13 protein-coding genes and 2 tRNA genes are annotated in these 15,923 nt (G+C 61.1%); 4 read left to right on the forward strand and 11 right to left on the reverse strand.

Annotated features, from left to right (window positions below):
• Positions 1–9 precede the first annotated feature (9 nt).
• The 9 genes from cydB to H3V04_RS06005 form a co-directional block, all read right to left on the reverse strand.
• Positions 10–1,062, reverse strand: a complete 1,053-nt coding sequence (gene cydB, locus H3V04_RS05965; RefSeq protein ID WP_198187558.1) for a cytochrome d ubiquinol oxidase subunit II — start codon at positions 1,060–1,062, stop codon at positions 10–12.
• The gene (locus tag H3V04_RS05970; protein ID WP_198178667.1) at positions 1,059–1,289 is read right to left on the reverse strand and encodes a hypothetical protein; all 231 of its coding nucleotides are present in this window, start codon (positions 1,287–1,289) and stop codon (positions 1,059–1,061) included. Before H3V04_RS05970 ends, cydB begins: the two co-directional genes overlap by 4 nt.
• A 54-nt stretch (positions 1,290–1,343) precedes the next feature.
• A complete protein-coding gene (locus H3V04_RS05975; protein ID WP_198187559.1) occupies positions 1,344–2,519 on the reverse strand; it encodes an NAD(P)/FAD-dependent oxidoreductase in 1,176 nt (391 codons plus the stop codon).
• A gap of 315 nt (positions 2,520–2,834) precedes the next feature.
• Positions 2,835–2,906 (reverse strand) — tRNA-Gln (locus tag H3V04_RS05980).
• 41 nt (positions 2,907–2,947) lie between these two features.
• A tRNA-Glu gene (locus tag H3V04_RS05985) sits at positions 2,948–3,020 on the reverse strand.
• Between the two features lie 68 nt (positions 3,021–3,088).
• The gene (gltX, locus tag H3V04_RS05990) at positions 3,089–4,615 is read right to left on the reverse strand and encodes a glutamate--tRNA ligase (RefSeq protein WP_198187560.1); all 1,527 of its coding nucleotides are present in this window, start codon (positions 4,613–4,615) and stop codon (positions 3,089–3,091) included.
• Between the two features lie 56 nt (positions 4,616–4,671).
• Positions 4,672–5,394 (reverse strand): anaerobic ribonucleoside-triphosphate reductase activating protein, encoded by a 723-nt coding sequence (nrdG, locus tag H3V04_RS05995; protein ID WP_198187561.1) that lies wholly within the window; start codon positions 5,392–5,394, stop codon positions 4,672–4,674.
• Between the two features lie 69 nt (positions 5,395–5,463).
• Complete coding sequence (nrdD, locus tag H3V04_RS06000) at positions 5,464–7,860, reverse strand: anaerobic ribonucleoside-triphosphate reductase (protein WP_232342598.1); 2,397 nt, start codon at positions 7,858–7,860, stop codon at positions 5,464–5,466.
• A gap of 349 nt (positions 7,861–8,209) precedes the next feature.
• On the reverse strand, positions 8,210–9,214 hold the full coding sequence (locus H3V04_RS06005; RefSeq protein ID WP_198178661.1) for a LacI family DNA-binding transcriptional regulator: 1,005 nt from the start codon (positions 9,212–9,214) through the stop codon (positions 8,210–8,212).
• A gap of 314 nt (positions 9,215–9,528) precedes the next feature.
• Here H3V04_RS06005 and H3V04_RS06010 point away from each other — a divergent pair, with 314 nt between their 5' ends.
• From H3V04_RS06010 to H3V04_RS06020, 3 genes are all read left to right on the forward strand, one after another.
• The gene (locus H3V04_RS06010) at positions 9,529–10,632 is read left to right on the forward strand and encodes an ABC transporter substrate-binding protein (RefSeq protein WP_232342600.1); all 1,104 of its coding nucleotides are present in this window, start codon (positions 9,529–9,531) and stop codon (positions 10,630–10,632) included.
• A complete protein-coding gene (locus H3V04_RS06015) occupies positions 10,629–11,417 on the forward strand; it encodes an ABC transporter permease (protein WP_198178657.1) in 789 nt (262 codons plus the stop codon). Before H3V04_RS06010 ends, H3V04_RS06015 begins: the two co-directional genes overlap by 4 nt.
• Before the next feature lie 179 nt (positions 11,418–11,596).
• Entirely contained in the window at positions 11,597–12,649 is a 1,053-nt protein-coding gene (locus H3V04_RS06020) for a DUF805 domain-containing protein (protein WP_198178655.1), read from the forward strand.
• A 50-nt stretch (positions 12,650–12,699) separates the two neighbouring features.
• Here the strand turns inward: H3V04_RS06020 and H3V04_RS06025 are convergent, their stop codons facing one another.
• Positions 12,700–13,560 carry a hypothetical protein gene (locus H3V04_RS06025; RefSeq protein WP_198178653.1) on the reverse strand — a complete coding sequence of 287 codons (861 nt, stop codon included), beginning with the start codon at positions 13,558–13,560 and terminating at the stop codon, positions 12,700–12,702.
• Positions 13,561–13,641: 81 nt separating this feature from the next.
• Positions 13,642–14,298: a histidine phosphatase family protein gene (locus H3V04_RS06030; protein WP_198178651.1), complete on the reverse strand. Its 657-nt coding sequence runs from the start codon at positions 14,296–14,298 to the stop codon at positions 13,642–13,644.
• A gap of 214 nt (positions 14,299–14,512) precedes the next feature.
• Between H3V04_RS06030 and H3V04_RS06035 the strand changes: the two genes are divergently transcribed.
• Complete coding sequence (locus H3V04_RS06035; RefSeq protein ID WP_198178649.1) at positions 14,513–15,850, forward strand: MFS transporter; 1,338 nt, start codon at positions 14,513–14,515, stop codon at positions 15,848–15,850.
• Positions 15,851–15,923 lie beyond the last annotated feature (73 nt).

Raw genomic sequence — 15,923 nt, forward strand, 5'->3', positions numbered from 1 at the left:
CTTTGATTTTCAGACGGTCTCAGCCACGGTGACCGAAGGGGCCACAGGCGAGGTCAGGTGGGCACCATCGGTGTCCAGCCGCTTGCGCTGGATGAAGTAGCTCCAGATGAAGTAGGCCAGCATGATGGGCAGGAAGATGCAAAGCACCACGGTCATGATCTTCACGGTCAGCGGTGATGCCGATGCATCCTGAATCAGCAGGTTGTGTGCCGGATCATCAGCGATCATCACCCGCGGGAAGAGTCCGTTGAAGATAAAGGCGATGATAGCCATCAGGGTGATGCCCGAGCAGGTGAAGGCGTAGCCGCCGCGCTTCTTGAAGACGGCAACGTGGCCTCCGATGACCGATGCCAGGATGATGACGGTGATCAGCCAGGTGGACAGTGGACGTGCCTTGTAGAAGTCGGTGTTGAAGATGGCCAGGAGCACGAAGACGATCAGGGCCGGATAGGCGATCCAGTAGGCCTTCTCGCTGACATTGAGCATTCGACGGGAATCCATGACACCCATCTTCAGGCTCAGGAAGTGCAGGCCATGAACGAAGCTGAAGAAGACGACAGCAATGCCGCCGACCACGGACAGCCAGTTGAACACGTCGAAGAACCCGGGCCAGGCATCGCCGTTCTTATCCATGGGGATGCCCTGGATCAGGCTGGTCAGCATCATGCCCAGGAAGAATGGCGCAAAGAGGGAACCGATGAAGTTGGCCCACTGCCAGACACCGCGCTCACGGCTGGTCAGCGCGTGGGAGGCGAACTCGAATGAGACGCCACGCAGAATCAGGGAAACCAGTACCAGGAAGAGCAGGAGGTAATACCCCGAGAAGAGGGAGGCGTACCAGAGCGGGAAAGCGGCGAACATAGCGCCGCCGGCAGTGATCAGCCAGACCTCGTTGCCATCCCAGTGGGGGCCGATGGCCCTCATGAAAGTGGCGCGCTCATCACCGTCGCGGGCCACGAACCTGGTAGCCATGCCAACGCCGAAGTCGAAGCCTTCAAGCAGAAGGAAGCCCGCGAAAAGCAGGCCGATGACAAAGAACCACAAACCTTGTAGAAAACTCATGCTAATGCCACTCTCCTCTCGCTCCTGCCGATCCGCGAACGGGCACGGGGGCCTCCACCATCCCGGCGGAGGCCGCAGTCAGCCATGGTTTCCGCCGGAATGAGGAGGAGCAGGAGGTAGTCAATGATGTCGATGAACGCAGGGCCGATGGCCACCGTCGCCCAGAACGATCCGATCCGAGGTTGAAAGGGGACGAACATGTGCCGCATCCTCATGGCCTGAATCATGTTCGTCCTCCTCTCCCTCGTCGTCTAGCCCCTTGCGTCCCTTGAGACGCTGGTTCAGTTGCTCTCCAACATGGTACGCACGTCGGCCAATTCCAGGACCGACCGCTCGTTTACGATCCACTTCAGGACCGAGACCGCCTTGCCCTTGAGCTTCAGCGTGCCCATACGGTCGATTTCGGCAACCCCGGCATGAGGACCGAGAGAGCACACGGTCCCTAGGCTTCGGAAGGTGAACCGCTGGGGCTCCTGCCCCCGCATTCTGGCGAGGACATTCGCGGCCGCGGTATCAGCCTGGGCCATCGAAATCTGCGCAGTGGTCGGGTAGAGCCGACCCGATTGGGGGTCGGGAACGGCACTGACATCACCCACCAGGAACTCCTCTGGATGCTGCTCGACCGACAGGTCATCCCTGACCACTACACGGTTACGCTTCTGATTATACCCGGAATCGGCAATAACGTGGCTACCACGCACACCCGTTGTCCAAATGATCGTATGGGCCTTGAACTCCTGATCATTGGAGACCACGGCATCCTGCCTGACCTCGGTAATGGGGGTGGAGGTGTGGAAGTTGACTCCGCGCTTGCGCAGGTAATCCACAGCCCAGTCGACCAGGTCCTTGCTGAACATGGGCAGGATCTTGGGCGAGGCCTCAATGCAATCCACCTTGACCTGATCCATGGGGAAGCCCAGGCGCTTCGAGAGCTGAGGCAGACGGTAGACCAGTTCGCCCAGGTACTCGATGCTGGTGAAGCCAGCGCCGCAGACAACGATGCTCAGATCCAAGGGATCATGGCTGGTCTTGTAGCGGGCCAGCGTCTCTTCCAGCTTCTTACGTGCCGCCAAGGCGGTGTCCACGTCGACGAGCGGCCATCCATACTCATCGGCACCCTTGATGCCGAAGGTTTCGGACTCGAAGCCAAGGGCGTTGATCAGGTAATCATAGGACAGAGGATCGTGATGCTCCAGGCTGACCCGGCGGTTGTCCTGATCGATGCCGACCACCTTGTCGACAATCAGCTCCACCGAATCGGGCAGGGACTTGCGCAGATCGAAGACCACGTCCGCCGGCTCCTTGGTTCCCGCCGCCACCTGGTGCAGCTGAGTGGACTCATAGTGGTACTCGTTCTTATTGACAAGGACTATATGGGCATCAGTCTTTGCATGAGCCAGCTTCTTGACCACGCGAAGACCCGCGTAACCAGCTCCCAACACCATGATTGTCGTCATAATCACACACCTTTACCGAAAAAATCGTACAATGATTCATATACCGGGTGATGTTGCCCGATCAACCGATGATTAGGTTCATCACTCAAGCTTCTATGCTCAACGTATCAGATTCCATCATCGGAAACTCTGACATAACAGTCTGCCGGGCCTCCTCTTTTTGTTTGCTTGCTCACACCGTGAACAACTCTCGTGGACACCTCCGTCCGCCGCTTTGCAGGACAGAAGCATTCCTGTAATCCATGGTAATGCGTAAACAAGAAGAGCGGAACACCGTGTCGGCATTCCGCTCCTTGAGACCTTACGTCCCTACCGCTGGGGTACCTGGACTCGAACCAAGAATGGATGAACCAGAATCACCTGTGTTGCCAATTACACCATACCCCAATTGGCTGTGCGACAACCGCTTGGACAGTTGCCACATGTCGTACCCCCGACCGGATTTGGACCGGTGTTGGCGCCGTGAGAGGGCGTAGTCCTAGACCGCTAGACGACGGGGGCTTCACTTTTCGCCGCGTACGAACCCGGTTCAGCAGGTCAGTAGCACAACAAAAAAGAAATATACCCGCTTAGAGGTTTTGGCGCAAGTTGGCCATCCTTCGGAGTGTTGTACCCTTGCCCAGAATCTCCAGGGACTCGAACAGGGGCGGCGAGACGCGCCTTCCCGAGACCGCCACCCTGACCGGACCGAAGGCCAGTCGGGGCTTATAGCCTCCCTCATCCACCAGCGCCTGAGTGAGCAGGTCGTGCAGGTGATCGGTCTTCCAGTCCTGGTCTGACACATCCTGCAGGGCGGCAATAGCCAGGTCCAGGACCTGCCCGGCCGAGTCCTTGAGCTGTTTGCGGGCGTCCGGCTCGGGTTCCAGGTACTCATCCTGGCTGAGCAGACTCCCCACCATGCCGGAGACCTCGCCCAACAGACGCACACGAGGCTGGACCAGGGGGGCGGCAGCGCTCAGAATCCGCTGCTCCCTATCACTCAGGTCCTGCCAGCGCTCGGCACTCACCAGCCCGTCACGCTTGAGGTAGGGCAGGGAGCGATTCAGGAAGTCCTGTGGCTCCAGCATGCGGATGTGCTCGGCGTTGATGGCCACGGCCTTGTCGATATCGAAGTGGGCGGGATTGGCCTTGACATCGCGGATGTCGAAGTGCTCAACCATCTCATCCATGGAGAAGACATCCCGATCCGGGCCGATGGACCAGCCCAACAGGGCCAGATAGTTGAGCAGGCCCTCGGGGATAAAGCCGTGCTCCCGGTGCAGAAAGAGGTTGGACTCCGGGTCACGTTTGGACAGCTTCTTCTTGCCCTGGCCCATGACGTAGGGCAGGTGCCCGAACAGGGGCATGGCCCGGGCTATGCCCAGCTTCATCAGGTACCGGTATAGGACGATCTGCCGGGGGGTGGAGCTGAGCAGATCCTCACCGCGCAGGACCACGTTGATGCGCATCAGGGCGTCATCCACCGGGTTGGTCAGAGTGTAAAGGGGATCGCCGTTGGGGCGCACGATCACATAGTCGGGCACGGACCCGGCCTTGAACTCGATATGCCCGCGAATCAGGTCGTCAAAGGCGATGTCCTCGTCGGGCATGCGGATGCGCAGGGCTGGACGGCGGCCCTGATCACGGAAGGCCTGACGCTGTTCGTCACTCAGGTCGCGGTCGTAGCCGTCATAGCCGAAAGCGGCAGGACGGCCGGCGGCCAGGTTGCGCTCCTTGATCTCCTCAGCGGTGGAGTAGGACTCGTAGGCGTAGCCGACATCCAGCAGCTGCCGGGCCACATCGCGGTAGATATCGCCGCGCTCGGACTGCCGGTAGGGGCCGTCAGGGCCGCCGACCTCCACACCCTCATCCCAGTCCAGCCCCAGCCACTTGAGGGCCTCCAGAATCTGCTGGTAGCTCTCCTCGCTGTCGCGCTGGGCATCGGTGTCCTCGATGCGGAAGACGAAGGTACCATGCGAGTGCCGGGCCTGGGCCCAGTTGAAGAGTGCGGTTCGGACCATGCCCACATGCGGGGTGCCGGTCGGCGAAGGGCAGAAGCGGACCCTCAGGTTCTTGGGCAGGTCGGGTTTGGCGTCGTGATCATGCTCATCAGTCATGGTTCCCATTGTGCCCCGGCAAGGCGACGTAGACCAATTCAGAGCTGGAGCTGGTATCAGCCCCGCTGCTGCTCCTGCTGCCGGTCCTTGCTGTAGGTCTCCGGAATGAACCTGGTCTGGTCGTGCAGTTTGGACCAGATGACCACCCGGCCCTGCTCCAGGGAACGCGGCACGTCGATGATCCGCTGGTTGTCCGAGCCCCGGAACTGGAGCAGGCTGTTCTTCCGATTCTCCAAGTAGCGTCCATCCACCAGCACGTCAAGGTAGGAGATCAGCTGGGCCTTGTCCGGGGTCTCCCCCGGCCGGTTCAGCTCCTCCCAGGTGTAGCCGGTCCAGCACCAGATGTCCTTCTCATGACCAAACTCGCGCCGGATTCGCTCTGAAAGGCCGAGCAGCATGGGGGTGTTGAGCAGAGGCTCCCCGCCCAGGTAGGTGATGCCCTGCACGTAGGACAGCGACAGGTCCTTGATGATCTGGTCCTCAAGCTCCCGGGTATAGGGATGCCCGGCGCCGAAGTCCCAGATAGAAGCGTTGTAGCACCCCTGGCAGCGGAAGGGGCAGCCACTGACGTAGAGGGAGCAGCGGATCCCCTCGCCGTCGGTCATGACCAGACGCTTGTAGTCCGCCACGATTCCCCGACTGAGCCGGCGACCGTCCCACTGGCCGGCCTTGGGATTGTTGGTCAGCGCAGAGGGAACCCCCGGACCACGCCCCTGCTCATGAGCAGCGAAGTCACGGTGGCCACCCGTCTTCCTCATGGATTCCTGTTTGTCCGTCATCTGGTCCTCCTCATGACAATGGCGGGCCGCAAACTACCCGGCCCGCCATTAACTGCGTCTTGTCAGAGCCTATTCGACCTTGTCATCGAACCACTCCTTGGTGGATCCGTCCTTGAGGACCACGTGGCCGGTCTCACCCTCCATGTGCTTGACACGGTGGGCGATCTCCTCGTGCCTGCCGTGGACCATAGGCCGCTGGACGGGGTTGCCCAGGTAACCGCAGGTGCGCTTGGTCACGTTGCACTTATCAGGATCGTCGTTGCCGCACTCGGGGCACTTGAAGCCCTCCTCGGTGGGCTCGAAGTCACCCTCGTAGCCGCAGACGAAGCAGTGATCGATGGGGGTGTTGGTGCCCAGGTAACCGATGCCGATGTCATAGGCGTAGTCCCATACAGCCTCCAGGGCCTTGGGGTTCTGCTGCATGGAGGGGAACTCGCAGTAGTTGATGAATCCGCCCGAGGCCAGGTAGGGGAAGTCCCGCTCGTAGCTGAGCTTCTCCATGGGCGTGGGCCGTAGCCAGACGGGGTAGTGGAAGCTGTTGGTGTAGAAGTCGTGGTCGGTCACGCCGTCGACTACGCCGAACTTCTCCTTGTCCATCCGGGCGAAGCGGTCAGTCAAGGACTCGGCCGGGGTGGAGTAGACCGAGTAGTGGTATCCCTCGGCCTTCTCCCACTGCTTGCAGAGCTGATTCATCCGACGCACGATGCTCAGGGCGAATTCCTTGCCCTCCGGATCCCAGGAGTGATCCTTCATCCAGTCCTTGCCGTAGAAGACGCTGGTGGCCTCGTAGAGGCCGATATAACCCAGCGAAACGGTGGCGCGGCTGTTGCGGAAGAGGGTGTCTACACTGTCGGTCGGCTTCAGCCTGCCGAAGGCGCCGTACTGGTAGAGGGTGGGAGCATTGATGGGCGTGGCCTGCTTGCAGCGCATGATGCGGAACTGCAGGGCGTGGTGGGCCACCTCCATGCGCTGGTCGAATATCTTCCAGAAGCGATCCTTGTCGCCGCGGGACTCAAGAGCGATGCGGGGGATGTTGACGGTGACGACACCCAGGTTCATGCGGCCGTCCTCCTCGTCCTCGCCCGTCTCGGGGTTGGTCCAGGCCTGCAGGAAGGAACGGCAGCCCATGGGGGCCTTGAAGGAGCCGGTGATCTTGATCAGGTTCTCGTAGAAGACCACGTCAGGGTACATACGCTTGGTCGAGCACTCCAGGGCCAGCTGCTTCATGTCGTAGTTGGGATCGCCCTCGTCCGCGTTCAGACCGTGCTTGATGGTGAAGACCAGCTTGGGGAAGATGGCGGTGTGGCGGTCCTTGCCCAGCCCGCGGATACGAATCAGGAAGATGGCGCGCTGGATCTCCCGGGCGAACCAGGAGGTGCCCAGCCCGAAGCCCACGGTGACAAAGGGGGTCTGGCCGTTGGAGACACGGTTGGAGTTGATCTGGTACTCCATGGTCTGCATGGCATCGTAAATGTTCTTGCGGGTCAGGATCTTGGCATAGACCTGGCGCAGCCGAACAATCTGCGGAGCGTCCAGGTCGAAGGGGGCGTCCTCGCCGATAGGGGCACGATCGTCCAGGTGGAGCCAGTCAGCCTCCCGAGCCTTGAGGCCGCGGACGACATCCTTGGCCACGTCGATGGGCTCTTCGTCCGGCAGGACGGCCTCGGCCATGGAATAGTTCTTCTTGTAGTCCAGACGCGCGTACCTGTCCAGCATCTCGTCGCAACGGTTGACCGTCTGGCCGCCGTACTGAGAGCCGGCGATGTCCTTGATGATCTGGGTGATCTGCGTGGCGGCCGTACCGATGGACTTGGGCGAGTCCATCATGGCGTTGCCCAGCTCGAAACCATGGGCCAGCATGTCGCCGAAATCAGGCAGTGAGCAGTTGGTCTCGGCCGTAAAGGGCGAGTAGTCCGCGTCGTGGAAGTGGATGTCGCCCTTCATATGGGCGTTGGAGACATCCTTGGGCAGCATGGCGAAGGCCGAGGCCTTGGAGACCGCGCCGGCCAGCAGGTCGCGCTGAGTGGCGTAGACGTTGGCGTCCTTGTTGGCGTTCTCCCGCACCAGGGTCTCGTCCTTGCTGGTCAGACGATGGACGGCCTCGTTGACATCCGTGGCCTTGGCCCGCTGAATGTCACGGTCGAGGCGGTAGGAGGTATAGGAGCGAGCGATTTCGTAGAGGTGGGCATTGACCAGCGCGTGCTCGACCAGGGTCTGGATGTCCTCGATCTTGACCGGGTTGGTGTAGCGATCGGTGATCTCGGACTGAACGGTCAGAGCCATGCCCCGGATCTGCTGACGATCCTCAGGACTGACCTCGTGCTTGACGTCCTTGAAGGCAGCTTCGATGGCGTTCATGATGTTGACGGGATCAAAATCGACGATCCGGCCGTCGCGCTTCTCGACCAGAATGCCGTCGACAGCATCGCGATCCGAAATGCCACGCTCCTTCACGCTATCGGTCATGACCTCAGTATCCATCGTCACTCCTCATATGGTCTTCTAATAACTGTTCATGTGCTCTTGCTTTGGCGTTCCCGAATTCCATGCCGGGAACGGCGAATCACATGGATGTCATTCTTGATGACAAGATTCACTCTATCACGTCGTGACCACCATATGTAGTGCCTGAGGATGATTTGTTTCCTACATTTAGTTATTCCCGTGTTTTGTGAGCTGAGTCACAAATAGCGGGGTATGGACAAGGGCGGCAAATGGCCGAAAGGCCATTGAAAATCATTTACAGGGACAACACAGCCGCCCGACACGCACATATTTTGTCGAGACCCGACCCCTGCATCAAGCAGGAACAGACCTAAGCCAGCAAACCCCTTGGCACGAAGAGGGTTTGGGTGCGCAGACGGCGATCCACGCCCATGCCCTCCGGAGCCTGCCGCCCCGGCTCAATCATGGACAGGAGCATGTCAACGCCCTGGCGGCCCATGCGATCCACCTGTTGGGAGATGACCGACACCTGAGGACTGATCAGCTGAAAGACCTCCAGGTCGTCGAAGGAGACCAGGGGCACGCGTGAACGCAGATCGCCCTCCCACTCCATGGCGACGGCCTTGATGGCATCGGCCGAGTAGCCGAAGATGACGGCATCCACCCCCTGACCGAGCAGGTGGCGCATGGTCGAGGCCGCGCTGGGACGGTCCTCGAACCCCTGGCGGACCACCAACCCCGTCAACCCCTGACGGGCATCCACGCCGTCCAGGAAAGCCTGTTCGCGCTCGCGGAAGGTGTAGGAGCGGCTCTCTGGGCCCGGAACGAAGGCCACTCGTCTGCTTCCCCTGGCTGCCAGAGCATCCAGGGCCGCCTCCATGCCAGGCACAGGGTCGGAATCCACCAGAGGGACACCGGGCAGGGTCCGGTCCGGACGATCCACGAAGACCACGGGGAATTCCCTTGCCAGCATGGTGCGCAGCATGGGCGAGGTCGGACCGTCAGGGACAACCAAAACGCCGTCCATATGACGAGAAAGAAGGATGCGGTAATAGTCCTCCTGCCTGCGGGCCTGGCAAGAGGACACGCCGATCAGGGGCGCATAGCCTGCCGAGTAGAGCTGGTCCTGAACCGCGTAGACCAGCTCGGAGAAGTAGGGGTTGCGGATGTCGGGGACCAGCAGACCTACGGCATGCGAGCGCGAGGATCGCATGGAACGGGCCCGGCTGTCCGGGATGTAGCCCAGCTCCATGGCCGCCCTGCGGACCCTGTCCTTGGTGGGCGGGGAGATGCGCCCCTTGTCGTTGAGCGCCTGGGAGACCGTGGATACGGACATGCCCGCCTGCTTGGCCACATCACTGATGGTCACCGACATGGGAACCCTCCGTCGTACCCTACCGAAATCGGATGTCTTGCTCCGGACGAGACCGACAGCGGTCGGCCCGCACAGACCTCTCGTGAGTTTCCAGTATAAGGGCAAATGATGCAACCTTTCATCACGGCGAGGCAGGACCGTCTGGGTTGGACTAGAGTGGTCTTGTTCGCGCGGCTGGTGGCAGCAGCCGTGGCACACATCGCAGAATTCCATCGGTCAAGACCGTATCGGATCGTCGCGCGGGCTCCTCACCTTCCCGTAACGGCCCCGATGCGGATGGGCACCAGGGGTGCCGGAGAGGCAAGGTGACAGTGATGAGCATGTCGGAGAAAAGCGGCTTCAGGAGGATTCCCGGCCACAGACTGATCGTACGGGCGCTCGCTCTGACAGCGGCACTCTGTATGGCAGCCACGAGCGCAGCCTGCGGGGCCAAGGGGGCAGGGAACAAGGCCGATGACGGCTCCAAGCTCTCCTTCATGCTGGATTGGACGCCCAACACCAATCATGTGGGCATCTACGTGGCCCGTCACCTGGGCTACTTCGACAAGGCCGGCCTGAAGCTGACCATCCTGCCCACGGCCCAGGCGGGAGCCGAGACCTCCGTTCAGAACGGGGTCGCCGACGTAGGCTTCTCCAAGTTGAGCAACCTGGCCACCTTCAACTCCCAGGGATCCGACCTGCGGCAGGTCTTCAACATAGGCCAGCATTCCGTGGCACGCTGGTGCTCGCTGGCCTCGCGCACCGACATCCAGACCCCAAAGGACTTCGACGGCAAGACCTTCGTCAGCTTCGGCTCGGCCGAACAGACGGCCGTGGTCAAGCAGATGATCCGCTATGCGGGCGGCAAGGGCGACTTCAAGCGGGTGACCAGCGGCACCAACACCTTCGCCACTTTGACCAGCGGCAAGGGCGACTTTGCTGGCTTCTACGCCAATTGGGAGGGCGTGGAGAGCGAGCTCAAGGGCCCGGCACTGCACTGCTTCACCCAGGCCGACTGGGGAGTGCCCGGCAACCCCGACCAGCTGGGCTTCGTGGTCAAGAATTCCTGGCTGCAGCAGGCCGGCCACCGTCGCGCCCTGACGGCATTCGTCAAGGCCTGCCTGAAGGGATACGACTACGCCCTGAATCATCCCGACCAGGCGGCGGACATCCTGGTCAAGGAGACCAAGGGATCGGCCATCGACCCGACCCTGGCCAAGCGCTCCATGGAGAGCATCGTCAAGGAGGGGTACTGGGTCGACAGTCCAGAGCAAAAGAGCATCACCGGACTGATCAACGTCAAGGATGCCCAGGACTATCTGGACTTCCAGTTCAAGACGGGCACATACCGGGACGCCAAGAAGGGAGACCCCAACAAGGCCCCTCAGGCCAAGGACCTGTGGACCGATCGCTACGTTCGGGAAGCAGCCGGTCGATGAGGGTGCGGAAGCAGAGCGGAACCCGGGCGCTGCCTCCGACCATCACCCTGCTGGCGCTCCTGATTATCTGGGAGCTGGCTGCCCGTCTGGGCGGAGTCAGTGAACAGGTTCTGCCGGCGCCCAGCCGAATCCTGGATGCCACAGTGCAATCCCGGGAGGACCTGCTGCCCGCCACCGCCATCACCGCCCTTGAGGGCCTTCTGGGCTTCCTCCTGGCCTCGGTCCTGGGAATAGTGATCGGCCTGGCCCTCTACAGCTGGCGCACCCTGCACGACGCCCTCTACCCCCTGATCGCCGGCGCACAGATGATCCCGCTGATCACCATCGCCCCCCTGTTCGTGATTTGGTTCGGATTCGAACCCCTGGGCAAGGTGGTCATCGTGGCCGTCTTTGCCCTCTTCCCTATAGTGGTCCAGACCTACCGGGGGCTCAAATCCGTGCCCGGCTTCTACCAGGATGTAGCGCTGAACTGCGGGGCAACCCGAACCTGGACACTCTGGCACGTCAAGCTGCGAGTGGCCGCCGGGCAGATCTTTGGCGGTCTGCGCATCAGCGCGGCCTATGTCTTCGCCACCGCGGCCACCTCGGAGTATCTGGGCGCCAGGAACGGCCTGGGCATATGGCTGCAGTCGGCCTTCAACTCCTTTAGAACCCCGCTGATCTTCTCGGCCACCCTGGTCATCATCCTGCTGACCGCACTCCTGCTGGGCCTGATCACCCTGACCGAGCGGCTGCTGCTGGGCGATGCCGGCGATGATCATATGGTCAATCCGGACGACGAGTGAAGAGTCCTGCAACAGCAATCACCTACCGAATTTGACAGAATGGCTCAAGTAAGTGTGACGGGTCCCCCATACCCTGCACAAGCCGTGACTAGCAAGCAGAAGAATTGGCCTGCCATAATAGGGATATACGGCAAAGTCAGATTCAGGATTATCAACAGAAGATAAGAGGGACGATATCCATGAGCCATCCAGATGATACGAACAACGGGAACCAGATCCCCGATGACCAGGGTTCGGCTGATCAGGGTTCGGCCAACGACTGGTCCCCGAAGGACCCCGGTGACGGAACCGGCTCAGGAACCACAGCCTACCTGAATCAGCCTCAACCAGGGCAATCCGGCTATGCACAGCCGGCTTCGGACCAGAGCGACATTTACCATCCAACAAGCGAAGCCCAAAGCCCTGCCGGCGATTACCACCGGGAACAGCCATACCAAGGGCAGCCATACGGTCAACAGCCACAGGGTCAACAGCCAGGCTACAGCCAGCAACAGCCCTATGGTCAACAGCCCAATGAACAGCAGTACTACGGACAGCAGCAGGCGCCTTACAGTCAGGGTCCGAATCCCGGCCAGTCCAACGGCCAGCCCAACGGTACAACCCCGCCGTCTGGCTATGCATCGGACAACTCTTATCAACCGCCTGAAGGTTGGTCGCAGGCAGGCTACCAATCGGGATATCAGGCAGGCTACCAGCCCGGGCCCCAAGTCCCACAGTATCCGGCCTACCCCTATGCGGATGCCGGATTCAACGGTGAGCCACCACTGAACGCACCCTGGTACGGCATTGACTTCGTAAACGCCTGCAAGCGTTTCTTCGTCAAATACTCCGTCTTCTCCGGGAGGGCCTCCCGTGGGGAATTCTGGTGGGCTTTTCTGATGATCTTCCTCATCAACCTTGCAATCTCGATCGTCAGCTCAGGATCCACCTTTGTAGGACGGATCCTGTCCCTCCTGGTCACCATAGGACTTTTCATACCCAATCTGGCCGTGAGCATACGACGCCTTCATGACACCAATATGTCCGGCTTCTGGATACTCCTGCCCTTCGTAAGCGAACTGGTGGGCAGTATCCCTGTGATCTTCGCCATCGTGGCTATTGCAGACGGACATCCAGGATCCTCGCTCTCCCTGCTCGGCTTGGGCGCATTGATCATGCTCGCCGGAACCGTCGCCGGAATCATTCTGCTGGCCAGGCCCAGCGATCCACGAGGAGCACGCTTCGACCGCTGAGCCCAATCTGCCTTTCGCCTTGACTGATGCAAGGCGAAAGGCAGAAGGTCTTAAAGCTCCACAGGAGGCTTGTTGGGGTCCTCGGGCACATGGGCGAACTTGGCCTGCAGGGCTTCGCGGCTCTTGCGTTCGTCATCCTCCTTGGCCTTGCGCTTGGCTTCCTCGGGGTCCCAGAGCACCTCCTGACGATGGTGGTCCCATTCAGCACCCACCAGAGGAGCCAGCAGGTCGGCGAAAGCCTCAGGATCATCCAGTAATCCCAAGGCATGAATGACATCCGCGTCAGACAGGAAGGCCTGGGGAATGCCCAGCCGTTCGTTGAGCTCATTGACATAGACCAGAATTGGCGCGGCGGCCGCAACATGGTCAGAGTCGGCGCCTGCGCGTTGAAGCAGATCTCTGCAAATCTCCAGACTCGTAGCCAGAGCCTGGGCCACTCCCTCCTTGCCCCGAGAGGATTCGGGGGATTTGTTCTGACCATCCAGAGACTGCTCGGCCTTGGCCACGCCGGCAGCCACATCCTGCTGCCGAGCCTGGTCCCAGCCGCTTCCCAGGGTTTCGGCCAAATCCGCAAGCGTCTTGGACTGGTCGTCCTGCGCCTGTGCAGCCGCCTCGATGGCATCGTTGGCCGCCATGAGTGCGTCCACCAAATCCTGGGGACGGCCAGGGATGTCCTCAGCACCCTCATAGACGTATTCAGCGTCGGGGATGGTCACATCCTCGCCCGTCATCAGTTGCGCCAGCACCATGCTGATGCGCACCTGCAGGTCCTCCGCATATTTGGCATCGTTGGCCATATGCTCGGCATTCGTCAAGGGCCAAAGGTCTACCAGCCTGGCCCCTTGTTCAGCTGCCTCGGCCACGGCGGGCCGTCCGGCTATCGCCTTCGCGCTTGCCTGTACATCCACCATGATCATCACGCTCCTTCATCGGGTTCTCGGACAGTCATCCACGACAGTATCCTCAGTCATCCTAGGCCGTGCAAGCGGTCTTTACACGCCTGCCGCCGGGTCCGCGTAGGTGATTCCCAGCACTTTGCCGGTTTCACAATCCAAGGTAATGGAGGTCACCGAGGCCAGGGCGGTGGCCCGGAGGAGCATATTGTGCTCGGGGTGGCCGGTCTCCAACAGATGACGATACGACCAGATGGGCGACTCATGCGAGACGGCCAGGACCTGCGCATCAGGATGGCTGCGAACCACCTGCCGGACGAAATCCCCCACTCGCCGGGCGATCTGCCGATAGGACTCCCCCCAGCTGGGACGGCGCAGGTCCAGGATCAGCCGCAGGTTGGAGGGTCGCCAGAGGGCCCCCTGCCCGTGACCGATGCGCTTGCCGCGGAATTCGTTACCGGCCTCGATCAGACGACGATCGTAAATAGGCTCCAATGGTTTCAAGCCATGATGGACACGAGCGGGGTTGATCCGCTCAAGCAGGATGGCCGTGGTCTCCCGGGTTCTGTCCAGCGGAGAGGAGTAAACGGCTTCCAGATCGCGCATGCCGGGAGCCTCGGCCATAAAGCGGGCCGTGGCCTCGACCATGGCCTTGCCTCTGTCGGACAGATGGAATCCAGGCAATCGCTCATAGAGAATATGATCGGGATTATCAACCTGGCCATGACGGACGAAATGAATGGTCGTCGCAGGCACGACCCACCTCCCAAACTCCCCGACGGGCCCCTTAAGTGACCATGGCGGAGGGTAGAATTATCAGTATCCGAATGGCACCCATCGGGCGCCGATATGGTTACCACTGTAGCAGTTCCCCCAGCAGCCCCACATCCCTTCATGCCCCTGGAAGGTCCGGCGGAAAAACATGCTTCGGGACTGTGAAAACATCCACGGAAAGCGAGACGAACAGCCCATGCCACGGCAATTGAAGGCGGCTCTGGTCGAAGCCGGTCACAGGGTCTTCGGAGGATACTCGGCGCTCCTGCGGCTGCCACACACGGCACGGTTCGCCGTGGGGTCGGTCATTGCCTCCATGCCCTTCCCCATGGTGGGCATGACCATCACCATCTCGGTGCAGCACTACTACGGCAGCTATTCCCTGGCCGGCGCCCTGACCGCCATCCAGGCCGTGGCCCTGGCCCTGATAAGCCCCATGCTGGGCAAGTTGGTCGACAAGTTCGGCCAGAGGCAGGTCTCCATCCCCACGGTTCTGGTCTGGATTGTGGCCGCCACGGTCCTGATTACGGCCATCACCGCCCACGCTCCCACCTGGGTGCTCTACCTGGTCACCCCCTTCATGGCGGCCATTCCCCCCTGGGGAGCCATGAGCCGTAGCCGGTGGACGCATCTGCTGCGCGGTGACCACCGAGCCACCAACCAGGCCCTGTCCCTGTCAGGGGTCTTCGACGAGGCCATGTGGGTGATCGGCAACCCACTGGCTTCCATCCTTGCGGTCATCTCTGGAGTGTTGGCCTTCTCCTTCACCGGAATCTGCGTGGTGGTGGGAGCCTTGATGTTCCTCTCCTGCCGAGAGACCGAGCCGCCCTCGCAGACGGACATGGCCCGCGCCCAGGGCATCACCCGCAAAGAGTACCGGGAGCGTCAGGCTCAGCAGGTGGCACGTCTGCGGGACCAGGAGGGCCGGAACGGCCGTAGCGGCGCCTTCTGGAGTGCCGGCATGATTGCCGTCTGCGCCACCTGGTTCGGCCTGGGAGCCTTCCAGAGCGCGGCGTCCATTTCCATCATCGCCTTCGCCACCGAGCAAGGGATGAAACAGATGACCGGGTTCGTCTTCGCCTGCTTCTCCTTCAGCTCCCTGGTCGGCGCCCTGCTCTACGGGGCCAAGAACTGGACCATTCCACTCTGGAAGCGCTTCTACTTCTGCCTTCTGGTGGTCAACCTGGGCATCGGAACCTTTATGTTCGCCAGGAATCTGTGGACCATCATGGTCATCTACCTGATCATCGGCGTCTGCCAGGCACCCACCTGGATCAACGGCAACCAGCTCATGCTCCACCTGGTGCCGCCCATCCGCTTCACCGAAGGCATGGCTTGGCTGAGCGCCATGAATTCAATCGGGTCCTCGGCCGGTTCGGCTGTGGCCGGTCAGTTCATCGACCGCTACGGATCCCAGGGCGGATTCGGGGTGGTCACTACTCTGGCTCTGGCTTCGCTGGCCATCGCCTTTGTAGGCTTCCGTCAGATCCGCAACAGCACCGAGGAGCCCATTCTGACCGAGCTGTCCGCCTAAGACCGTAACGTAAGGCTTTTGCGCACAAGCGGCTCCCGGTACCCCGACAGCGCAGGAGGAATGGTTGAATGGG

The sequence above is a fragment of the Bifidobacterium sp. M0353 genome, from assembly GCF_016100645.1.
GTDB lineage: Bacteria > Actinomycetota > Actinomycetes > Actinomycetales > Bifidobacteriaceae > Bombiscardovia > Bombiscardovia choladohabitans.